Origin of the sequence: Microbispora hainanensis (assembly GCF_036186745.1) — a bacterium.
Lineage (GTDB): Bacteria > Actinomycetota > Actinomycetes > Streptosporangiales > Streptosporangiaceae > Microbispora.
Map to the genome: position 1 here is coordinate 1,636,163 of NZ_CP108086.1, position 22,588 is coordinate 1,658,750.

Consider the following 22,588-nt stretch of genomic DNA (forward strand, 5'->3'; position numbering starts at 1 on the left):
CGCCGCCTCGCGTACGGCGCGGCGCCTCAGGCCGCTTCGCGTACGGTGCTCACGCCACCTCGCGTACAGTGCCTCACCCCGCCTCGCGTACGGTGCCTCACCCCGCTTCGCGTACAAGGTGGACAGGGGTGAGAAGATGCCCGACCAAGCTTCCCCTAGATCATCGGCAATGTGCGCGGTTCCGTCCGGTGACATCGGAAGGGAGACGCAGTGGCTTCGGCAGGTCGCGGCGGCGTACAGGCAGGTCGCCCGGGAGAGAGTCGTCAGGGAGAGACTCGACAGGGAGAGAACCGTCTCGCCCGCGGACTGACCGAGGTGTTCGCGCCCGCGCACATCGTCATAGGACTACCGCTGGTGATGGGTGCGATCAGCGATGGCTGGACCGGTGTCGCCTGGGGCGCGCTGACCGCGGCAGTGTGCCGGAGGGATTCCTCTCGGGGTGCTTCTCCTGGGCGTTCGATCGGGCCGGTTCGGCGACAAGCACGTCAGGGACCGCGCCCAACGCCCGAAGCTGCTCGCGCTGATCGTCGCCCTGGTCGCCGCCTTCCTCTGAGCGCGAGTCACGCACCACCCGGCTGAGTGCGAGTCACGCACCACCCGGCTGAGCGCGAGTCACGCACCACCCGGCGAGTGCGCGTGCTCGCCCCTCACGGCTTCGGGCCCGGCGGCGCGGATCTTCCTGTTCAGGCGGCGGCCGAGGCCCTGGCCCGGGGCCTCCACGAACCGGTACGCCACCTGGCCGAGCACCAGCAGGACGAGGAAGAACACCGGGAGGTTCGGGACGACGCGCAGCAGGAGCGGGTGCAGCAGATAGAGAGAAAAGCTGATCACGCCGAGGTGGGCGAGCCACCGGGGGAACGGCCGGTGCCGCAACCGGAACGCGAGCACGAAGACGGCCGCCGCCAGCAGCACCGCCGCGGCCCAGGCGGGCTCACGCGCCACCAGGACGCCGCTCACGATGACCATCAGCAGGGCGGCGACGGCCCAGAGCGGCCGGAGCGCGCCCTGCTCGGCGCGCCACACGGCGGTCCCGGCGAACATCGTCGCCGCGATGACCAGGCCCTGCCCTGCCCCGATCCGGCTGCCGAGGATCACCAGCGCCAGGCCGAGCAGGCCGCCGATCACCGCGGCCGCCGTCCTGAGGCGGCCGTTCGCGGTCACGGTCACGACGATGACCAGGATCACCGCGACGCCCATGAGCGCGGCGACCAGGTCCGCGCCGCCGTTGATCGTGGCGCGGGGCATGAGCAGGCCGAGCGGCACGGCCGCCACCGCCAGGACCATGGCGATCGGCGCCGACCTGTGCGCCTGCCGTACGGCGAACAGCCCGGCCGTCATCAGGTAGAACGCCATCTCGTAGGAGAGCGTCCACATCACGTTGATCACCGAGGGGACGCCGAGAAGCTCCTGCAGCATCGTGAGGTTCGCCAGCGCGACGAGCGGCGGCGGCCGGCTGTCGAAACCGGGCGAGGACTCGAACAGCCCGGCGTACGCGAGGAGCAGCGCGAGGGCGAGGGCGGCGAGCAGCAGCGGGACGAGCCGGAACGCCCGCCCGGTCCAGAAGGCCCGCAGGTCGCCCCGCCGTTCCAGCGAGGCAGGGATGATGTAGCCGCTGACCAGGAAGAACACGAAGACGCCCCAGGTGCCGACGTCGACCCGGCGGTCCACCTCCGCCCACACGGCCGGGATGAAGGTCCAGGCCGAGTGGTGCAGCGCCACGGCCGGAGCGGCGATCCCGCGTAAGGCGTCCAGCCACGCCAGCCGAGAGGGGTTTGCTGCCATTCAGGTGACTTTAGGCGAAATACGCCGTCGGCAGCACACCACCTGGCGCACGAACTCCGTCAGGCGCACGTCACCGGGGTTGGGCCCCGCATGGTGCTCACCGGTCCCGGCCTGACCGACCCCGCCACCGCCGACGACCGCGCCGGCCCCAATTACACAACGAACGAGCCGAGCGATCTGGACTGAGGAACGCGCGAGAGCGAAGCGACCAGGCGCGACCAGGGAAGCGTTCATCGCGCGCCTTCGGCACGACCCCGGCGGGAGTGAGCGCCCCGACGGTGAAGTGGGGAACACGACCAGGCGGCGGTGGACTCCTACTACGCGGTCGGCCGATCGCGGAAGGACAGACCGTGCTCCTCCAGGGCCCGGCGGAGCACGGACATCGCCTTCGGTCCCATGCCGTGCAGCGCGAGGAGCTCGGCCTCGGTCGCCCGCGCGAGCTTCTCCAGAGCCGGCCGGGTGATCGGTGTAGCCGGCGTTCGCGAGCGCTCGCGTGGCCGGCGCGCTGATCTTGGGCAGGTCCGTCATCGGGTCCCTTCCTCGAGTGTCCGGTCGCCGTCCGGCCGGGGGCGTACGTCGCAGTCTGGCAAACGCGCGAGCACGGCGGCGAGCTGGCGGGCGTTGGTCTGCGCGTAGTCGCGGTAGCAGTTGTTCATCAGCACGTGGGTCGTGGACGTCTGGCCGCCGAGCTCGCGCAGCCGCAGCGCCCACTGTTCGAGCTCGTCGAGGGAGTAGCGGTAGCCGAAGCGCTCGTGGACGTCATGACTGGTCCACTTGTCGCTGTGCCCGTGGAACCGCACGACCCCCAGGTCGGACGTGGCCGCGACGACCGGCGGGATCGAGTCCGGATAACCCTGCGGCATGTCCACGCACACGTACGGGATGGCGTACGAACGGAGGAAGTCGAGGGTCTCGGCCTGGTTGTCCTCGCTCATCCACGTGTGGTTGCGGAACTCGACCGAGATGCGCAGCGGCTCGCAGCGCCGTTTGCACTCCAGGATGTAGTGCTTGTTGGCCCGGCCGATCGGGAACCACCGGGGAAACTGGAAGAGCACCGCCCCGAGCTTGCCCGCCTCGCGCAGCGGCAGCAGAGCGCTGACGAACCGCTCCCAGACCTGGTCCACCACCTTCGGGTCGAGGTCGCGGGCGTACAGGTTCTTGCCGCCTTCGCTCGGACGCAGGTCCTTCGGCAGCGCGGCCGGCCGGGTCGGATGCCGCGTGAGCAGCGAGAACGCCTTGACGTCGAAGACGAACTCCGGGGGCGTGCGCTCGGCCCACAGCCGTACGGTGGCCTCGGCGGGCGGCGCGTAATAGGTGGAGTCGACCTCCACCAGCGGGAACATGCGCGCGTAGTAGCGCAGGCGCTCCTCCGGCGTCGTGACGTCGGGCGGATACCAGCCCGACTCCAGCAGCGTCTTGTCGGTCCAGGACGCCGTGCCGACCAGGATCTCCCCCATACCTCACCATAAGGAGCGGTGCTCAGGTCCCGGGCGGCAGGGTTCGGGCCTTGGGGCGGCGGAAGAGGACGAAGGCGACGAACAGCAGCAGCAGCCCGGCCGCTCCCGCGCCTCCGCCGATGACCAGATACTCGCTGTCGATGGGCGGGTGGGTCATGGGCGCGTCGGTGGGGCCGTTCCCGAAGTATTTCTTCCCCTTGTACGGCACGGCCTTGATCGCGGACTTCCCCGGAGAGCCGGCCGCCGCGACCACGGCGGCCGCGTCGACTTGGCCGAAGCCCACGAACGTGTCGTACCCGCCCGCCGGATGCCGGGCGGTCCTGGTGAGGATGGAACGGATCTGCCCCGGTGTGAGCTTCGGATTGCGCGACAGCGCCAGCGCGACCACTCCGGCGGTGAGGGCGCAGGCCGGGGAGGTGCCGTCGACCGACTGATAGCCGCCGGTGTTCCTGGCGCTGTAGATGTCGATGCCCGGGGCCGCGACCGTGGTGTAGGTGTGCACCTGGGAGAAGTCCGTCCGGCGGCCGTCGGGCCCCAGCGCCCCCACCCCGATGACCCCGGGATAGGCGGCCGGGTAGGACACCTTGTTGTTGGCGTCCTTCTCCAGCGGGTTGGTCGAGCCGCCGTTGCCGGAGCTGGCCAGGATCGTGACGCCCTTGCTCACCGCGTAGTCCACCGCGGCGGCCGTGTCCTCCTCGTAACCGTTGAAGATGTCCCACTCGTCGGTGCCGAGCGACATCGAGATGACCTTCGCCCCCTTGCCGACGGCATATCTGATGCCGTTGGCCAGGGCATGCGCGGCCTTCTCGCTCTGTGCGTCCCTCGTCATCTTCAGCGCCCGCTTCCGCGCGGGGTCCTCCCAGTCCCACAGGACTCGTACGGACAGGATGCGGGCCTTCGGCGCCACCTTGAGCACGTCGGACGCCATCGCGGTGCCGTGCTCGCCCCAGTAGGACTGGCCCGGCCGGGCGCCGCCCCCGATGAGGTCGGGGCCGGTCGTCACCCGGCCGCCCAGCGCGGGATGCCTGGCCACCACACCGGTGTCGAGCACGGCGACCAGAACGCCGTCCCCCTGGGCCGTACGCTGCGCCTCGGGGAGCCGCAGGGCCGCGACCTCCCAGTCCCTCGGCGCGTCCGCCCGCGCCGGAACCGCCGTACCCGCCACCGCCACGACCGCCGCCACGACCGCCGCGACGACGGCGGGCAGAACGGCGGGCAGGGCGGCGCGGAGCCCGCGCCCGGTCATGCTCCCCCCCTGTTGGTCAGGTCCGCCAGCCGCCAGGCGAGGGACTTGGCCAGCCCTTCGGCCGTCGCGCTCCACGGCTCACGGTCCATGCGCTGGTCGTAGCTCTGCCTGCCCCAGGGCTGCGGGAGCCGGCCCGCCTTCCTGCCGTCCACCGGTCCCGCAGAGGCGACCACCGCGCACGGCGTGTAGATGTCCAGCACGTTGTAGCCCCCACTGCCCGCCCGTACGGCGTCGTTCCAGGTGATCCCCGGGGCGGCGAGGGCGTGCACGGCATGGTCGGGCCGGTCGGCGTCCGCCTTGTCGTGCACGAGATCGCCCAGATCGAGGGCGACCTTCGGGTCGCCGAACATGACGATGGCGATGGTCGCGGCGGTGCCGCCCGTGTCGTCCACGTACGTGGCGCGCAGGGCCGCGACGCAGCCGCGCTGGGCGGCCTCCTTCGCCACGGCCCCGGACAGCGCCTTCGCGCAGGAGGTGTCCGGGGAGATCGCGACCCTGGTCCAGCCGCGCTCGATCTTCGGGTCGTTCTCTTTCTTCTTCGGATCCTGCCGGCCGAGCGCCGCGGGGAACAGCGTCTCGGCGGGCTCGTTGCGCCACAGGTTGTGCGCGTATTCCTTGTTGCGGATCTCCTGGTGGCTGTTCGACACGGCCTGCGCCACGACGGCGCCCCCGCCGAGCAGGAGCATCAGGCCGAAACCCCCGGCCACGACCCCGCCGAAGACCCGCCCGGCTCGCCGCCGCGGCCTGCCGTCGTCTTCCGGCTCGTACGGCCCGCCCTGCTCGTACGGACCACCGGGTGCGGGCCATTGACCCGGCTGGGCCGGCTGCTGGGCCGGCTGCTGGGGGGATTGCTGCGGCCACGGCTGCCCGGCGGGCTGGGGGTACGCGCCCGGTGGCCACCCTTGCGGTGATTGACCGGGCGGCGGTTGGTTCGGCTGCGGCTGGTTGAAGGGCGGTTGGTTCTGCAGCGGCGGGTTCTGCGGCGGATAGCCCGGCCAAGGCTGGTGCGGCCCTGCGGGCGGCTGCCCCGGGCCTTGCTGCCCCGGGCCTTGCTGCCCCGGACCATACGGCCCCAGACCATGCTGCCCCGGGCCTTGCTGCCCCGGACCATACGGCCCGGCGCCGTAGGGATCGACGGGAGACCGGCCCGGATATGGACCGGAAGGTGGGGGGTGTGCCATTGCTCTCCCGTTGTGCGTGCCGTACGCGGACACGCTCCCGGCGGCCCGCCGTACGGCAGGGGAGCACGGCGGGCGCATTCGCCGGCCACGCTCCCCTCCCCGATCACGACATTTGGCACTATAGCCATCTCTCCGGCCGCGCCCGGGGTGCTTTCTCGGCCAGAAGAGCTGTGACCTGGGTGACTCATGAAGCGTTCGCGGGACTATGATGTTGGAAAATAAAGTGTCCCCGGCGTATGGCGGTCACTGAAAAAAGCAGCACGTGCGGAGCACACCGGAGGTGGCGATGCTGTCGACCTGGGCTGTGGAGACGTTCGGCCCGCGCGCCGAGCAGATCCGCCAGGGGGTGACCGAGGCGCTGGCGATCGCGCTGGAGAACGCCCAGGACGCCCAGAAGACGGCGCGGACCGAGCTCCTCCACCCGTTCGGCTTCACGCTCATGTCCCGCAAGTTCGAGGCCCTGGCCGACGCGTTCGCGGACATGCCCGGCGTCGTCACCGTCAAGCCGCCGGGCTCCCAGCACGAGCTCGTCGTGCTCGGCGGCAACCTGCTGTTCCCCTTCCGCTACGCCAAGGACCGTTCGGTCAGCGTGGTCAACGCCAGGATCGGCGACGGCAGGCCGTCCGGGCTGGTGCAGGCGCTGTTCACCCGGTTCGGCCCGCGGCCCTGGGCCGAGCAGCTCACGCTCGGCGGCGTCGAGGCCGCCCTGCCGGAGCCCGTGACTCCGGCAGCCCGCGCGCTCACCCGGCTGCCCGAGGGCACCCGCCTCGTGCTCATCGCGTACGCCTGCAACGCCAGGGCCGGTCTGCTCGATGTGTGGTGGGGCGAGGCCGAGCTGCTCGACCGCACCGGCAACCTGCGCTGGCACTACTGCGAGCCGATTCCGCTCCCCGGCCAGGCGCCCGCGGCCGAGCTGCCCGGGGTGGCGGCCTCCGTCGGCGAGGCGTCCGCGTTCGCCCGGGGCGCGATGCCGGCTCCGGCCCTGAACCCGCGCCCGCTCCGCGAGCGCGCGACCGCCGTGCCTCCGATGAGCGAGGCGCCGTACGCACCGGACGCCGCCGCCGATGAAGGACGATGACCGGCTGCGCCTGGTCGAGGACACCGCTCCCCCCGCTGCGCCCAGCCCGCAGGCCGTGGCGGACGCCTTCGACGGCACCCGCCTCACCCAGGCGCGACGCCTGGCGGCGCTGACGAAGAAGGAGGTGGCCGAGCGCATCGGGGTGTCCCCCGCCGCGGTCGGCCAGTATGAGGCAGGGGTCACCCGGCCGCGTCCCGATCTGGTCCCGCTCCTCGCCGAGGTGCTCGCCGTGCCCGCGGCCTTCTTCCTGCCGGGCCGCCCGCACGGCAAGCTGGACGGCTCGATGGCGCACTTCCGCAGCCTGCGTTCCACCCGGGCCTACCAGCGTGCGAAGGCCGTGGCCTTCGTCGAACAGGTCTGGGAGCTGACGTACGCGCTGGAGAAACGGGTGCGGCTCCCCTACGTCGACCTGCCGGGCTTCGCCGGGGGCGAGGTGCATTCGGGCAGCGCCCTGCCTCGCGATCCCATGGGCGCGGCCCGCGCGCTGCGGGCCCACTGGGGGCTCGGCACCGGGCCGATCAGCCACCTGGTGCGGCACATGGAGTCACGGGGGATCGTCGTCGTCTTTCCCCAGGCCGACGAGGACGCGGTCACGGTGGACGCCTTCTCCACCTCCAGCCTGCCCCGGCCCATCGTCGTCCTGACGCCCAACCGCTTCGACGACGTCTATCGGCACCGCTTCACCGCCGCGCACGAGCTGGGGCACCTGGTGCTGCACGGGGACGCGGCGGCCGGGGACAGCCAGCAGGAGCGCGAGGCCGACTCCTTCGCCGCGGAGTTCCTCACGCCGCGCGACAGCATCCTGCCCAGCCTGCCCGCCCGCGCCGACCTGCGGCGGCTGGCGGAGCTGCGCCGCGTCTGGGGCGTGTCGGTCGACTCTCTGCTGTATCGGTGCCGGGAGGTCGGCCTGCTGTCCGACTCCGCGGCCGGACGCGCCTACCAGCGGCTCGCGGCGCTGCGCGACCAGCCGGGCTTCGCCACCGAGCCGGTGTCGGGCTACCCCGGCGAGCAGCCGGTCCTGCTCAGCAGGGCGTTCGAGATGGCGGCGGCCGAGACCAGGCTGACCGTGCCCGCGCTGGCCCGGGAGCTCGCCTGGCCCGTGGCACGCGTACGCGAACTGATCGGCATGCCCGCCAATCGCCCCCAGCTCAGACTCGTCCCCTGACACGACGCGTCCGCGGCTCGGCTCAGACGAGCGGGGTGGGTTCGGCGGGGGTGAGCAGGCGGCGGGTGGTCTCCAGCCCCCACTCGTCCAGGCCGCGCAGCCGGTCGCTGGAGGCCCGCAGGCCGCCGTACCGCTCGACGGTGCGCGCCCAGTCCTCCCGCCGTTCGACCTCGGGCCGGAGCATGAGGCAGTCGGGGTCGTTGATCCAGAACCTGCCGTGCTGCCACGCCCGGGCGACGGTGTTCCTGGTGGCGTTGGCCTGGCTGGGCTCGGAGGGGTGTGCGCTCGGGTTCTGCCAGTACGCCGCGATGTCCGGGCCCACCCGCATCGCGTCCACCATGCCGACCGAGGGGAGGATCGGCGCGCCGCACCCCAGCAGGTACGCCTCGGGACCGATGGCCTCGCGGATGAGCCGCAGGCCGTGGCGGTAGGCCGCCACGCCGGTCACGTCCTCGTGACGGCGGCCCTCCAGCGCCCCCGCGTACACGAAGTCGATTTTGAAGTAGTCGACGCCCCAGCCGCGCATGGTGCGCAGCACGTCCGCCAGGTATTCGGCCGCGCCGGGGTGGGTGAGGTCGAGCGCGACGCAGGAGTCCCCGAGGACGTCACCGGCGAACACCGGGTCGCCGCCGGCGGGATCGGTCACGAGCCACTCCGGGTGCGCGGCGAAGAGGGTGCTCTTGCACGCCACGATCATGGGGGCGATCCAGATCCCGGCCCGCCGCCCGTGCTCGCGGATGCGCCGGATCAGCCCGGGCAGGTCGTCGAAGCGGCCGGAGGACGTGAGCCAGTCGCCCGGCGCGGCCTGATATCCGTCGTCGATCTGCACGACGTCGACGGGAAGCGCCAGCTCGTCCATGGCCGTGAGGTTCTCGGCGACGTCCTCCTGGGTGACCTGGGAGAAGTACTGGTACCAGGAGCACCAGACCGTGGGCGACGGACGCAGGCGTACGCCGGCCTGCTCGGCGAAGCCGGTGCCCCAGTGGGCCAGCGCCGCCTCCAGCCCGCCCTGATGCTCCGTGTGCTCCACGGGGGCATCCGACGCGATCACGACCCGGCCGCCGTACGGCCGTGCCTCGATGACCGGCACACGGGAGGCGGCCGTCTCGGCACTCGCGGCGCCGAAGACGTGGACGGAGCCGCCGTCCCCGGGATCGACGGCCAGCAGCCCCTCGCCCCGGAACACGCCCTCGTCCGGGGCCGAGCCGTAGTGGCAGTCGATGACCAGCGAGTTGGGGAGGGTCACCCGATAGGGGGTCTCGGCCAGGGGAAGGGCACCGGTGACGCTCCACGACTGCCAGCCCTCCGCGTAGATCCGGGCACTTGCCGGGTCCACGTCCAGGGCGGCGACGTCCTCGAATCGCGGTTCCATCACGGCCCAGTTCACCCATGAACCGGTTAAGCGTCAAGGGCCGTCTCACCCGGCGGACGGCCTTCGGGCCTGTTCAGGCCGCGACGGCGCTCTGCACGACCTGCTCCTTCAGCGGTGCGAGGGCCCCGGCGATCGAGCCGATCGTCTCGGCGTCCACACCGCACGACTCCAGCGCTCCGGCCAGGTGGACGACCACCTGGTCGAACTCCTCGGCCGTGATGGCGAGCCCGGCGTGTGCCTCGTCCATGGACTTGCCCCGGTATTCCTGCGGGCCGCCGAGCGCGGCGGCGACGAAGCTGCGCTGGTGCGCCTTGAGCTTGGCCATGTCGACGTCCGCGAAGTAGCCCTGCAGCATCGGGTCGGCGACGACCCGCGTGTAGAACTCCTCGACCACGGCCGCGACCGCGTCCGAACCGCCGATCCGATCGAAGATGGACGCCATAGCGCTCTCCTCCCGCGTTGACCTCGTCACCCACGACGATCGCCACGCTTCGTTACGGCACGATGACCGGACGGGAATACGTACGTGGCCGGGCGCTCACGCGGTCGACACGCCAGAAAAGATCACAGTCAGGGCGCGGGTTGCTGCTCCAAGCAGTCGGTCGTCCCCACTGGCGACGTGCGGCGGGGCAGAGATACGGTCCACTCGGGAGGATGTTTTTCGCCTTCACGACGGGAAAGCGTCAGCGAATTCACTCTCGATATACACGGCTATTTCGGGGTTGCCGACGCTTGAGGGCGATGTCTACCTTTGACATCAAATGCGGTTCAGGGGCGAGCAGCGGGCGGCAACAGGGGGCTGACGTGGCGGAAGAGATGGTGCCCAACCCTCGCCACGCACAATTGGTGGAACTCCTCAAACAGGTACACAACCGATCTCAGGAGGTCGGGCAGGCCTACCAGCGCGTCTACGCGTCGATGCAGTCGGGCAAGGTCTGGACAGGACCCACCGCCGCGAAATGGACGACCGAGGTCGCCGACCGACATCACCGCCTGGCGCAGCTCGTACGGCAGATGACCAACGCGATCGAGGAGGAACTGCACCGGCATCCGGCGATGGTCACCCGTTCCCAGGCCGAGCTCATCCGGCGCCAGCTGACCGGACGCCCCTGACTCCCGGTAGCCATGACGACCTTAGGCGGCGACTTCTGCGGCATCGACCCGGCGGCGATGAACGCCATGGCGGCCGACCTGCGCCAGGCGGCCGACCGGCTCACCTCCTTCGCCACCGACTTCGAGGGGCTCTTCCGTGCGAACGGCGTGAGCACCACGCCACTCGCGCAGATCGCCGCCATCGCCGACTGGGGCAGGAAGCAGGCCCCCACGCTCTCGGAGCGAGCCACGTTGATCACGGCGCTGAACGGCACCGGCGACCACACCTTCGCCCTGCTGCCCGATGCGCTGGACAGTTTCGCGACCGGCCGCGACCTGGGGCTCATGTACGGCACCGGCATAATCACCAATGCCGCCACTGATGTAGAGACCAAGGGCGAACTCGCCCACGAGCACATCAAGGAAATCGCGGCGCTGGCCAAGGATCCCGCCGCCGCCGCGGCGTTCTTCGCCACGCTGCCGGCGAAAGTGCGCGACACGCTGCCCAACCTGCTCATGAACACCGGCAGCCCGACTGCCAAACAGGACCTCGCCGCCTTCGGCGCCGCCCTGGGCGCCGCGCTGCGTGCCCCCGGCATCCCGGCGATGGAGAAGGTGAAGGCCGAGCTGGTGAGCAAACCGGCGGACCGCGGTGTGGCGTGGAACCGGCTGGCGCTGCTGGCCGGGGCGAAAGCCCCCACGGACGTCCGTGTGGCAGCCGCCCGCACCCTCGCACTGGACGACTTCCTGAAGAACCCGCGGCAGGAGTGGCGTGGCGGCAGCCCGAACCTGTCCCAGACGTACGGCTACTCCTCCGACACGGTCGCACTCGCGCTGGAGGTCCTGGCCGGGGACGGCAAGGCCGCCCGCGCCGCCTTCGCCCAGATGGGCGGCGACGAGGTCAAGCTCACCCAGGTCGAGAAGATGAAGCGGTTCCTTGACTACGCCAATTCTTATGCGACAGGTGCCGAGGTCGCCGACGCGTTCGGCCGGGTCATGGAGACGGGCAGCGAGGCCACGACAGAGAAGCCGGGCAAGCACTCGGCGGAGGCCGCCGCGTTCGCTCTGGACGCCATGCTCGCGACCGGTTCCTTCGGCAAGGACCTGCCGGACACCGCCAGAGACTCCATGGCCTCAATCGCCAAGTCGTACATCCACGAACTCGCCTCCGGCGCCCGATTCGACAAAGCCGTCTACCGCACCTCGGGCATGACACTGCCCGACAAGTGGGTCCCGATTCCTGGCGTCACGCCCGCCTTCTACCTGAGCCCCGGCGACACCTACCGTTTCCTCCAGACATTCGCCGGCGAAGAACGACTCACCGACGACTTCGACAAGACCGCCGCCCTCTTCCGCTACGACGTCTTGACGAACACGGCGCGCCTGGATGCCAAGGACAAAGGCCGGCATTTCCAAGATGCGGCGGCCATGTTCGGCGACCTTGGCGGACTCGAGTTCAAGGCCGCGCTAGAGGTTCGCGGCGAGAAGGACGCTACGGACAGCCTGATCCGGGACGTTGTCAAGAACACGATGGCCCTGGGCATCGATAAGATTCCCGTTCCGTTTGCGGAGACCGCTTGGACCTTGGCCAAGACCTATGTTGTGAGCAGATGGCTGGATGGCTGGGCCGCTAGCCTCGGGCTTTCGCGACGAATTTGAGCGGGCTTGATCGTTTACATGAGAAAAGTGCCTTTGAGCTGGGAGGATTGGGCTTGTCGAGAGTCCTGTCCGCACCAGTTCAGAAGGCACTTTCCAAGTGAAGACTATCGCGTTGCAGCGCAAGATCGTGGTGTCCGCCGACGGCTCGGGACTCGTCTCGCAGGCCGGTGGGCTGCTGTTGCTGGAGACGTTGCGGGTCACCGGCCTGGGCAGGGAACTATCGGCGCAGCTGGAACGGTGGCGTCCGTCCCGGGCGGTACACGACCCGGGCAAAGTCATCGCCGATCTGGCCCTCACGCTGGCGTTAGGCGGGGACTGCCTGGCCGACATCGCGATGCTCCGCGCTCAGCCCGAGCTGTTCGGCCCGATCGCCTCCGACCCGACCGTGTCCCGGGTGATCGACCGCCTGGCCGCCGACCCCGTCCGCGCGCTTAAGGCGATCCGCGCCGCCCGTGCCACCGCCCGGCAGCGGGCCTGGGCCCTGGCCGGCCCCCACGCCCCCGGCACCGACGGCCAGCTGATTCCCCTCGACATCGACGCGACCATCGTCATCGCCCACTCTGACAAGCAACAGGCCGCGCCGACCTGGAAGAAGACCTTCGGGTTCCACCCGATGACGGTCTTCGCCGACCACGGAGCGACCGGGGGCGGGGAACCCTTGGCGATCATGCTGCGGCCCGGCAACGCCGGATCCAACACCGCCGCCGACCACATCACCGCCACCCGGCTGGCGCTGGCCCAGCTTCCCAAGCACCGCCGCCGTCAGGTACTGATCCGCGCCGATTCCGGCGGCGGCACCCGCGAGTTCCTCACCTGGCTGTCCCGGCCCGGGCGGCGGCTGTCGTACTCCATCGGGTTCGCCCTCACCGAAGAAATCCAGGCCGCGATTCTGGCTCTGCCCGCGCAGGCGTGGACGCCCGCCTACGACTCAGGCGGGCAGGTACGGCCGGGTGCGTGGGTGGCCGAGCTGACCGGCCTGGTGAAGCTGGACGGCTGGCCGAAGGGCATGCGCCTGATTGTGCGCAAAGAGCGCCCGCACCCGGGCGCGCAGTTGCGCTTCACCGACATCGACGGGCACCGCTTCACCTGTTTTGTCACCGACACCCGCCGCGGTCAGCTCGCCGACCTGGAGCTACGCCACCGCCGCCGCGCCCGCTGCGAAGACCGCATCCGCGCCGCCAAGGACACCGGGCTGCGCAACCTGCCGCTGCACGACTTCGACCAGAATCAGATCTGGTGTGAGGTCGTCGCCCTGGCCTGCGAACTCCTGGCTTGGATGCAGATGCTCGCCCTGGATGGGCCGGCCCGCCGTTATGAGCCCAAACGGCTGCGGCTTCGCCTGTTCGCCGTCGCCGCCCGCCTGGTCCGCGGCGGACGCCGCCTACGCCTGCGCATCGCCGCGTCCTGGCCCTGGGCCGGCCAACTGGTCACCGCCATCACCCGGCTCCAAGCACTCCCGGCACCGACCTGATCCGGCACCAAACCGCCCCGACGACCAGGAAGGACACCCCGCGGGCCCGTGGAACCCCGTCCACCCGGCGCGACAGCCGGGCCACCAGGCTGACCACGACCGCGATTTCACACTCCAGCCGAACCGCTCAGCCAGCGACCTGATGAACGTGAAAGATCGAGGCTAGCTTCGAAACCCGTGTGCAAGCGCTCACCGGGGCCCGAGCGGACTTCACTGTGCGCCAGAAATACGACATGGCAAACCTCCTCCATAACGCCGGCTTCCCCGCGAGCAAACCACCCGCTGAGCTCATCAGCGCGAGGACAGGACACCTCAAGACCTTCGATGAATTAGTGGCCGAGGCCAAGCAGGAGGGGGCCCGAACGGGGAACAGCTGGGAGAGTGTCCTGCGGGCGAAGCTGACCCCTTACGAAAAGTGGATGGACAGCAACGACGCCCTTGACAGGAAGGCCGAGGATGCGGCGGACAACGTAAGCAGTGAGCAGGCCAAGGAGCTCAACCGTATCTGGAAGTGATAGAGCCTATGAGCGGGGGAGGCAATCAGTCTCCGCAACCAGCCGCCACGTTGGCGCTTCCGGCACCACTATCACCTTGACCGTCAAACCAAAAGCATCCTTCCTGCCCTCTATCAAGCGGGCGTCCTGCCAATCCAATTGGGCCAAGTCGTAGGTGATTTTGTAGTGAAGCTCCTGGGACAGCGTGTTCTCCATCACCCGCTCCGCGTGATCGAGGTGGTTGTCCACGGGGTCTTCAGGGATGTGTTCGTAATCCGCCGTCGCGTGTAACACCCGCTTGAACTTATCCTTGTCGCAGGGCAGGTCCCTGTCCGGACGATCCACGATTCGGAGCTTGCTGAGAGGATTCTTCAAAAGTCCGTCGGCCTCTAGGCGGTGCAGGTCTTTCTGTAGCTCGGCGGTTGCGGCCTGGAGTGTCGGACCGTTGCCGCAGCTCGAAACGAATCCGCCGACCAGCAAGAACGTCACCGCCACCCGCGCAACGCGCACGCCCCTACCTCCACCCGTCGGTATACAGACGGATCAATATTGACTCAACGCCTCGCCTTCCGTCACCCCGTCAAATAATCCGGTTACTCCGTCCGCCCCGGACTTCATGAGGTTTGGGACGGCACCGAGGCGTGCGCCTCGGACATCGGGCCGGCCCGTAGCGTGCCTGCCGTCACAGCAGTTTCCGACCGACTCATGCGCTTTCGGCGGATTCGGCCGGTTTTCCTCGCGCAGCGCTGTCCTGCCGAGAGACGCTGAACTGCGGGCAAGGGACGCTCCCGGGACGCCCACAGGCGCCCGGCATCGCTGCGCATGATCCTTAACCCATCGCACCCTGGAGCAGGGACGACGGCTCTGTGGTGTGTCACAGGTCAGGACCGACCCGGACCTGTACGAGCGCATCACGAAGGCCATCGAACGTCCGCAGCGCGTGGACGCCCCCACGATCGAGTGGCTCGAACGCTGCCTGAGCGAGCATCGCCGCGTCGAGGACACCTTGGGGAGCGGCCCGCTGCTACCGGTCGTACGCGCCCAGCTCGACGCGATCACCGTGCTCGCGCAGGGGGCTCCGGGGCCGCTCGCCGACCGCGTGGTCTCGATGCTCGGGCAGTACGCCCAGTTCATCGCCTGGATGTGCCAGGACTCCGGCGACCATGCCGCCGCGCTCGCCTGGTATGACCGCTCGCACGGCTGGGCGTTGGAGGCGGGGGACGCGGCTCTGGCCGCCACCACGCTCAGCATGCGCGCCCACCTCGCGTGGAGCATCGGCGACCAACTCCGGTGCGTACGGCTGGCGGAGGCCGCGCGCTGGGACGACGGGCGCACGACCCTCGGCGTGCAGGGCATGGCGGCCCAGATGGCGGCCCGAGGTCATGCCGAGATGGGCGAGGCGGGTCCCGCGCGGCGGCTGCTCGGAGAGGCCGAGGAACTGATCCGGGCGGCGGGCGAACACCCGGAGAACGAGCCGCCCTGGATGTACTTCTACGACGACGGCTGGTTCGACATGCAACGGGGAATGGCCGAGCTGGCTCTAGGCGACGGCACGCGCGCGGTGCGGTTCCTCGACCGCGGGCTGGCGACCCTGCCCGAGGCCTACCGGCGTGACCGTGCGTGGTTCGGGACCTGCCTGGCCCGCGCCCATGCCCTCGCGGGTGACGTGGAGGCCGCCGAGCGAGTCGCGCTCGACGCGGTGCCCGACGCCCTGGCCGTCAACCGTCACGCCGTCAAGGACCTACGTGAACTGTCCGCCGGCCTGCTCCCCATCCACTCGCGGAGCGGGAGGCGCATCGAGGAGGCGTTGAGGGCGGAAGGGCGATGACACCGCACGATGCCGAGCGGACGTGGCCGCCGAAGAACGGTTCCGAAGGACCGGTCGCGGCACGCGGCAGTGACCGGTCGCTCGGGGCGGCGGGTTTTGTCGTACGCGGGAAGCATCATGGGCGGCGTGAAGGACTGGATGATCGACTTCGCGGAGCTCGCGCGTGAGGAGTTGCCGCCAGGGAGCGCGGAGCGGCTGATCGGACTGTTACGGCCCGCCATCCGGCTCTCCGCCGCCGAGGACGGGGAGACCATGGTCGGGCGGCTCGGAGGGCTCCCGAGGTTGCCGGACGACATGGCATGGCCGTCCGTCTCCGACGGCGACCGGCCGCTGTCGTTCCTCGCCGAGCTCGACTGCGGGGCGCTGGCACGTTACGAGGTGGACATCGCCCTGCCCGATGCCGGCACGCTGCTGTTCTTCGCCACGACCGACGCGGACGAGCACCAGGTGATCTACGTGCCGGACGGAACGACCGTCGCCGAGCGGCCCGCGCCCGACGACCGCGTCGAGGTGTACCCCGAGCTGCCGCTCACCGGGGCCACCGAGCCGACCTGGCCCTCACGTGATCACCCCGTCCTCGTAGACGTCTTCGGCAGTCTTCAGGAGGCCGAGGAGAAGGTGTGGGAACACGTGCTGGACGAGGACACCTGTGAGCTCTTCGAATATCAGCTCCAGCTGTTCGAGGACGGAGGAAGGGACGGGCCGCCGCACCAGGTGGGCGGATACTCCGACGCGCTTCAAGGCCCGATCGAGGTCGTCGCGGCACACGCCGCCGGCACCGGCTCCTACGGCGATCCGGCCTTCCAGGAGGAGGCGCGCCAGTGGGTCACGCTGCTGCAACTGGCCGAGGACAGCAGGACCGGGATGCGGTGGGGCGACGGCGCGTGGCTGATCTGGGGCATCCGCAAGGACCATCTGGCCGCCTGCGACTTCTCCAAGGTCCACCTCCACGTCGCAGGGCACTGACCCCGCGTCGGGCTTCTTCACGAGAGGAGGGCCGGGGGTGGCCCGGCCCTCGTGGTGTCATGGTTCGAGGCTCTCCGGGATGGAGTCGGAGTGCCCCCTCGGGCGTTCGGTGCGGCCGTCGGCGTCGTAGATCTTCACCCAGCGGATGCCGGGAAGCCGCTTGAGCGTGGGCGTGATCTCGTCGGCCACGGTGAACGTCGACCCGCCGCCGCGGAGCGAGCCGGTGAGCCGCACGTGGGCGACCCGGTCGCGGATGACGACCGAACGGACGCCGGTGGCTCCCGAGGCGACGAACCGCAGCCCCTTGGCGTACTCCGCCTGCGTCGGCCCGGCGAACAGCCGTTGGAGGGCGCCGCGCGCGGTGGACGGCGGCACCACCGGCCGCGACACCGCCGCCGTGTACGGCCGCCGCCCCGCCGCGTACGCCCGGGAGTCGAGGAAGTAGGTGCGCACCGGCACCGTCCGGTAGGGCGTCTTGATGTCCACGACCACGCGGTTCGGCCGCGTGAGGGTGTAGACGCGGTAGGACGACTTCCGCGACAGGCCGATGCCGAACGTGAGCTCCGCCTCGAAGTCGCCCGCGTTGACGACCTGGATCACGGCGGGCAGCGCGAAGGTCTCACGCGAGGGCCCGTAGGTGGAGTGTCCATGGGTGTCGTGGCCGGTCGCGCCGCCGAAGTGCAGCTCCAGGATCGCGTCGCCGGCCACCGGGACCGTACGGCCCGAGCCGTCGGCGATCAGCCGCGGCACGTAGCGTGCGCTCCGCCGTGCCGGGAGCGGTCCGCGGAACTCGAAGACGACCCGGTCGAGCCCTGGCTGGTGCGCGGCGCGCACGTCGACCAGGGTCGCCAGGCGCGGGGCCGCATAAGCGGCCGCGGGAACGGCCGCGGGAACGGCCGCGTGCACGGCCTCTTGAACGGCAGCGGTCTGCGGTACGGCTGTCGCGGCGGCGGGGGCCGCCGACAGGCTCACCAGCGGCACGGCCAACACCGCGAGCGAGCGCTTGGGGGGCAGAAACATGAGGGCTCCTCTGCCGGGTTCCTTTCGCGAGTTGGGGGACCCGCGGGAGGGCGCCAGGACCGGCTACGGACCGGCGTCCACTTGAAGTATCCCCAGGTAGGCCCTGCTCGGGGACGGCACAGACCTGTCACCTTCCGTCCGGCTTTTCCGACCCATTGACTGCATCGTGGGGTCTATGTAACATCTGGGCAACCAAATGTAAGAAATTTGCAACTCTGAATCGAGACTTTGCGGTCCTCCGCAAGTTCCGGCAGGAAGCACTGCGTCCGTGCGCCCCGCCACCGTCACCTTTCGCGCGAAAGGACACGAGGTGATGTCGGCCACGGCAGTGGGCAACCGGTCGCCGCCGCGACCATAGCGAGCCCCGACTTCCAAATCCCCCCACGACCGCGCGGATCGGACAGCCCGCCGGTCGGTTCCTGCCCGGACAGAGGAACGCAAATGTCGAAAACGCATGTCCCGTTATTGCGCTTGATCGCTGTGGTGGCAGCGGCCTGCCTGCTCGCCGTGGCCGCGCCCCTCTCCCCCGCCTCCGCCGCCGGCGGCCCCAACCTCGCCGCCGGTCGCACCGTGACCGCGAGCAGCAGCAACAGCCCGTACGTCCCGGGCAACGTCAACGACGGCGACCAGGGCACCTACTGGGAAAGCTCCAACAACGCCTTCCCCCAATGGGCGCAGGTCGACCTCGGCAGCGCGACGAGCGTCGACCAGGTCGTGCTCAAGCTGCCCGCGTCGTGGGAGGCCCGCACCCAGACGCTGTCGGTGCAGGGCAGCACCGACGGCACGAACTTCTCCACCCTCTCCGCCTCCGCGGGCCGCGCGTTCAGCCCGGCGAGCGGCAACGCGGTGACGATCGGCTTCACCGCGACCTCGACCCGGTATGTCCGGATCAACGTCACCGCCAACACCGGCTGGCCCGCGGCGCAGCTCTCCGAGATCGAGGTGTACGGCGCGGCCACCGCCTCCGGCAACCTCGCCCTCGGCAAGACCATGAAGGAGAGCGCGCACGCCGACGTGTACGGCGCGGGCAACGCCAACGACGGCAACCAGGCCACCTACTGGGAGAGCGCAAACAACGCCTTCCCTCAATGGCTGCAGGTGGACCTCGGCGCCTCGGCCGCGGTCAACCGGGTGGTGCTGAGGCTCCCGTCCACGTGGGAGGCCCGCACCCAGACGCTCGCCGTGCAGGGCGGCACCGACGGGACGAACTTCTCCACCCTCTCCGCCTCCGCGGGCCGCGCCTTCGATCCCGCGAGCGGCAACACGGTCGCCATCACCTTCTCCACGGCCAGCGTCCGCTACGTCCGGATCAACGTCACCGCCAACACCGCCTGGCCGGCCGCTCAGATCTCGGAGTTCGAGGTGTACGGCCCGGCGCCCACCGGTGACACCCAGGCCCCGACCGCGCCCTCGAACCTCGCCTACACCGAGCCGGCGACCGGCCAGATCCGGCTCACCTGGTCGGCCTCGACCGACAACGTCGGCGTCACCGGCTACGACATTTACGCCAACGGCGTGCTGCGCACCAGCGTCGCCGGAAACGTCACGACCTACACCGACACCCAGCCGGCCGACGTCACCGTGTCCTACTACGTGCGCGCCAGGGACGCCGCGGGCAACGAGTCGGCCGACAGCAACACCGTCACCCGCACGGGCGCGACCGGCGACACCCAGGCGCCCACCGCTCCCGGCGACCTCGCCTTCACCGAGACCACCCCGGGGCAGGTCAAGCTCACCTGGACCGCCTCCACCGACAACGTCGGCGTCACCGGCTACGACATTTACGCGAACAACGTGCTGCGCGGCAGCGTCGCCGGAAATGTCACGACCTACACCGACACCCAGCCCACCACCGCCACGGTGACCTACTACGTGCGGGCCAAGGACGCCGCGGGCAACGAGTCGATCGACAGCAACACCGTCACCCGCAACGGCTCGGGCGGCGGCGGCTCCAACATGGCCGTCGGCAAGCCGATCACCGCCTCCTCCTACACGTTCACGTACGTCGCGGCGAACGCGAACGACAACGACCTGACGACCTACTGGGAGGGCGCGGGCGGCTCCTACCCGCAGACGCTGACCGTGCAGCTCGGGGCCAACGCGGTCGTGAGCTCGGTCGTGCTGAAGCTCAACCCCGACGCCGCCTGGTCCACCCGTACGCAGACCATCCAGGTGCTGGGCCGCGAGCAGAGCGCGTCGGGATTCACCAACCTGACCGGCGCCGCGACCTACACCTTCAACCCGGCCACGGGCAACACGGTCACGATCCCGGTCTCCGGCACGGTCGCCGACGTGCAGCTCAGGTTCACCGCCAACTCCGGGGCCCCGGCCGGGCAGATGGCCGAGTTCCAGGTGATCGGCACCCCGGCGCCCAACCCCGACCTGACCATCACCTCCCTGTCCGCCTCCCCCGCGTCCCCGGTCGAGACCGACGCCGTCACGCTGTCGGCGACGGTGCGCAACGCGGGCACCCTCGGCTCCGGCGCCACGAACGTGAACTTCTACCTGGGCGGCGCCAAGGTGGGCACCGCCTCGGTCGGCGCGCTCGCGGCCGGCGCCTCGGCCACCGTGACGGCGAACATCGGCCAGCGTGACGCGGGCAGCTACCCGCTGAGCGCCAAGGTCGACGAGTCGAACGCGGTGATCGAGCAGAACGAGACCAACAACTCCTTCTCCGCCTCCGCCCCGCTGGTCGTGAAGCCGGTGGACAGCTCCGACCTGGTGGCCTCGCCGGTGAGCTGGACGCCGGGCAATCCGGCGGGCGGCAGCACGGTGACGTTCACCGTGGCGATCAAGAACCAGGGCACGGTCGCCTCGGCGGGCGGCGCCCACGGCATCACGCTCACGATCGCCAACGACTCGGGCACCGTGGTCAAGACGCTGACCGGCTCCTACAGCGGCGCGATCGCGGCCGGTGCCACGACGAGCCCGGTGACTCTGGGCACGTGGACCGCCGCCAACGGCAAGTACACGGTGAAGACCGTGCTCGCCGCCGACGCCAACGAGCTGCCGGTCAAGCAGGCCAACAACACCTCCAGCCTGCCGTTCTTCGTCGGCCGCGGCGCGAACATGCCGTACGACATGTACGAGGCCGAGGACGGCGTGACCGGCGGCGGGGCGACGGTCGTCGGCCCGAACCGGACCATCGGCGACCTGGCCGGCGAGGCGTCCGGGCGCAAGGCCGTGCGGCTCACCACCACCGGCAGCTACGTGGAGTGGACGACGAGGGCCGACACGAACACCCTGGTCACCCGCTTCTCGATCCCCGACGCGGCGGGCGGCGGCGGCACCGACGCCACGCTGAACGTCTACGTCAACGGCAGCTTCCTCAAGGCGATCAACCTGACCTCGAAGTACGCCTGGCTGTACGGTCCCGAGGCGAGCCCGGGCAACTCGCCGGGCGCGGGCGGCCCCCGGCACATCTACGACGAGGCCAACATCCTGCTCGGGACGACGGTCCCGAAGGGCAGCAAGATCCGGCTGCAGAAGGACGCCGCCAACACCTCCTCGTACGCGATCGACTTCGTGAACCTGGAGCAGGTCTCGGCGATCCCCAACCCCGATCCCGCGACGTACGCCGTGCCGGCCGGGTTCACCCACCAGGACGTGCAGAACGCGCTCGACAGGGTGCGGATGGACACCACGGGCACGCTCGTGGGCGTCTACCTGCCGGCCGGTGACTACCAGACGTCGGGCAAGTTCCAGGTGTACGGCAAGCCGATCAAGGTGGTCGGCGCCGGGCCGTGGTTCACCCGGTTCTACGCGCCGTCCACGCAGGAGAACACCGACGTCGGCTTCCGGGCGGAGGCGTCGGCCAACGGCTCGACGTTCTCCGGGTTCGCCTACTTCGGCAACTACACCAGCCGCATCGACGGGCCGGGCAAGGTGTTCGACTGGTCGAACGTCGCCAACATGACGATCGACAACATCTGGGTCGAGCACCAGGTCTGCATGTACTGGGGCGCGAACACCGACAACATCACGATCAGGAACTCGCGGATCCGGGACACGTTCGCCGACGGCGTCAACATGACCAACGGCAGCACCGACAACCTGGTCTCGAACAACGAGGCGAGGTCGACCGGCGACGACAGCTTCGCGCTGTTCTCGGCCATCGACGCGGGAGGCGCCGACGAGAAGAACAACGTCTACGAGAACCTGACCGCGATCCTGCCGTGGCGTGCGGCCGCCGTCGCGGTGTACGGCGGGTACGCGAACACGTTCAGGAACATCTACATCGCGGACACGCTGACCTACTCCGGCATCACGATCAGCTCGCTCGACTTCGGCTATCCGATGAACGGCTTCGGCGCGAGCCCGCCCACGGTGTTCGACAACATCTCGATCGTCCGTGCGGGCGGCCACTTCTGGGGCCAGCAGACCTTCCCGGCGATCTGGCTGTTCTCCGCCTCGAAGGTGTTCCAGGGCATCCGGGTCAGCAACGTGGACATCGTGGACCCGACCTACTCGGGGATCATGTTCCAGACCCAGTACGTCGGCGGCCGGCCGGTCAACCCGATCAAGGACACCGTCTTCACCAACATCTCGATCTCCGGAGCGCACAGGAGCGGTGACGAGTTCGACGCCAAGTCGGGCTTCGGCCTGTGGGCGAACGAGCTGCCCGAGCCCGACCAGGGCCCGGCGGTCGGGTCGGTGACCTTCGACAACCTCAGGCTCAGCGACAACTACCAGGACATCAAGAACACGACCTCCACCTTCACGATCAACGTCAACCCCTGACGTGACGGCGCCGCCGGAGAGGCTTCTCTCCGGCGGC

General features: G+C 70.0%; 18 protein-coding genes. 10 read left to right on the forward strand and 8 right to left on the reverse strand.

Annotated features, from left to right (window positions below; genetic code table 11):
• Positions 1-612 precede the first annotated feature (612 nt).
• The 4 genes from OHB01_RS07420 to OHB01_RS07435 all read right to left on the reverse strand — a co-directional run bounded on the left by OHB01_RS07420 (position 613) and on the right by OHB01_RS07435 (position 5,132).
• Positions 613-1,782, reverse strand: coding sequence for an acyltransferase (locus OHB01_RS07420; protein ID WP_328855136.1), 1,170 nt, complete (start codon positions 1,780-1,782; stop codon positions 613-615).
• A 524-nt stretch (positions 1,783-2,306) separates the two neighbouring features.
• Entirely contained in the window at positions 2,307-3,239 is a 933-nt protein-coding gene (locus tag OHB01_RS07425; protein ID WP_142652172.1) for a DUF72 domain-containing protein, read from the reverse strand.
• Between the two features lie 22 nt (positions 3,240-3,261).
• A complete protein-coding gene (locus tag OHB01_RS07430; protein ID WP_142652170.1) occupies positions 3,262-4,485 on the reverse strand; it encodes a S8 family peptidase in 1,224 nt (407 codons plus the stop codon).
• The gene (locus tag OHB01_RS07435) at positions 4,482-5,132 is read right to left on the reverse strand and encodes a hypothetical protein (protein WP_147943082.1); all 651 of its coding nucleotides are present in this window, start codon (positions 5,130-5,132) and stop codon (positions 4,482-4,484) included. The genes OHB01_RS07430 and OHB01_RS07435 overlap by 4 nt, the downstream gene beginning before the upstream one ends.
• Here OHB01_RS07435 and OHB01_RS07440 point away from each other — a divergent pair.
• The 3 genes from OHB01_RS07440 to OHB01_RS07450 all read left to right on the forward strand — a co-directional run bounded on the left by OHB01_RS07440 (position 5,118) and on the right by OHB01_RS07450 (position 7,909).
• The gene (locus tag OHB01_RS07440; protein WP_328855137.1) at positions 5,118-5,396 is read left to right on the forward strand and encodes a hypothetical protein; all 279 of its coding nucleotides are present in this window, start codon (positions 5,118-5,120) and stop codon (positions 5,394-5,396) included. The two genes, OHB01_RS07435 and OHB01_RS07440, sit on opposite strands and share 15 nt — an antisense overlap.
• 532 nt (positions 5,397-5,928) lie before the next feature.
• Entirely contained in the window at positions 5,929-6,744 is an 816-nt protein-coding gene (locus OHB01_RS07445; RefSeq protein WP_142652168.1) for a hypothetical protein, read from the forward strand.
• Entirely contained in the window at positions 6,731-7,909 is a 1,179-nt protein-coding gene (locus OHB01_RS07450) for a helix-turn-helix domain-containing protein (protein WP_185949107.1), read from the forward strand. Before OHB01_RS07445 ends, OHB01_RS07450 begins: the two co-directional genes overlap by 14 nt.
• Positions 7,910-7,931: 22 nt before the next feature.
• Here OHB01_RS07450 and OHB01_RS07455 read toward each other — a convergent pair whose 3' ends face one another.
• Together OHB01_RS07455 and OHB01_RS07460 are read right to left on the reverse strand one after the other, a co-directional pair.
• Entirely contained in the window at positions 7,932-9,281 is a 1,350-nt protein-coding gene (locus OHB01_RS07455) for a glycoside hydrolase family 36 protein (protein WP_142652166.1), read from the reverse strand.
• A gap of 73 nt (positions 9,282-9,354) precedes the next feature.
• On the reverse strand, positions 9,355-9,723 hold the full coding sequence (locus OHB01_RS07460; protein ID WP_147943078.1) for a group I truncated hemoglobin: 369 nt from the start codon (positions 9,721-9,723) through the stop codon (positions 9,355-9,357).
• Between the two features lie 362 nt (positions 9,724-10,085).
• On the opposite strand from OHB01_RS07460, the gene OHB01_RS07465 reads away from it, so the two are divergent.
• The 4 genes from OHB01_RS07465 (at position 10,086) to OHB01_RS07480 (ending at position 14,018) form a co-directional block, all read left to right on the forward strand.
• Positions 10,086-10,394, forward strand: coding sequence for a hypothetical protein (locus OHB01_RS07465; protein ID WP_142652162.1), 309 nt, complete (start codon positions 10,086-10,088; stop codon positions 10,392-10,394).
• Positions 10,395-10,406: 12 nt separating this feature from the next.
• A complete protein-coding gene (locus tag OHB01_RS07470; RefSeq protein ID WP_328855138.1) occupies positions 10,407-12,032 on the forward strand; it encodes a hypothetical protein in 1,626 nt (541 codons plus the stop codon).
• A 97-nt stretch (positions 12,033-12,129) separates the two neighbouring features.
• Positions 12,130-13,503: an IS1380 family transposase gene (locus tag OHB01_RS07475; RefSeq protein WP_147945574.1), complete on the forward strand. Its 1,374-nt coding sequence runs from the start codon at positions 12,130-12,132 to the stop codon at positions 13,501-13,503.
• 233 nt (positions 13,504-13,736) lie between these two features.
• Entirely contained in the window at positions 13,737-14,018 is a 282-nt protein-coding gene (locus tag OHB01_RS07480; RefSeq protein ID WP_142649354.1) for a hypothetical protein, read from the forward strand.
• 6 nt (positions 14,019-14,024) lie between these two features.
• Here OHB01_RS07480 and OHB01_RS07485 read toward each other — a convergent pair whose 3' ends face one another.
• Entirely contained in the window at positions 14,025-14,507 is a 483-nt protein-coding gene (locus OHB01_RS07485; protein WP_142649355.1) for a hypothetical protein, read from the reverse strand.
• Positions 14,508-14,868: 361 nt separating this feature from the next.
• Here OHB01_RS07485 and OHB01_RS07490 point away from each other — a divergent pair, with 361 nt between their 5' ends.
• Entirely contained in the window at positions 14,869-15,825 is a 957-nt protein-coding gene (locus tag OHB01_RS07490; protein WP_147943075.1) for an XRE family transcriptional regulator, read from the forward strand.
• A gap of 126 nt (positions 15,826-15,951) precedes the next feature.
• Positions 15,952-16,791, forward strand: a complete 840-nt coding sequence (locus OHB01_RS07495; RefSeq protein ID WP_168066178.1) for a YwqG family protein — start codon at positions 15,952-15,954, stop codon at positions 16,789-16,791.
• Positions 16,792-16,848: 57 nt separating this feature from the next.
• On the opposite strand, the gene OHB01_RS07500 is transcribed toward OHB01_RS07495, so the two are convergent.
• Positions 16,849-17,811 (reverse strand): AMIN-like domain-containing (lipo)protein, encoded by a 963-nt coding sequence (locus tag OHB01_RS07500; RefSeq protein ID WP_142649358.1) that lies wholly within the window; start codon positions 17,809-17,811, stop codon positions 16,849-16,851.
• Between the two features lie 480 nt (positions 17,812-18,291).
• Between OHB01_RS07500 and OHB01_RS07505 the strand changes: the two genes are divergently transcribed.
• Entirely contained in the window at positions 18,292-22,551 is a 4,260-nt protein-coding gene (locus tag OHB01_RS07505; protein WP_328855832.1) for a discoidin domain-containing protein, read from the forward strand.
• Positions 22,552-22,588 lie beyond the last annotated feature (37 nt).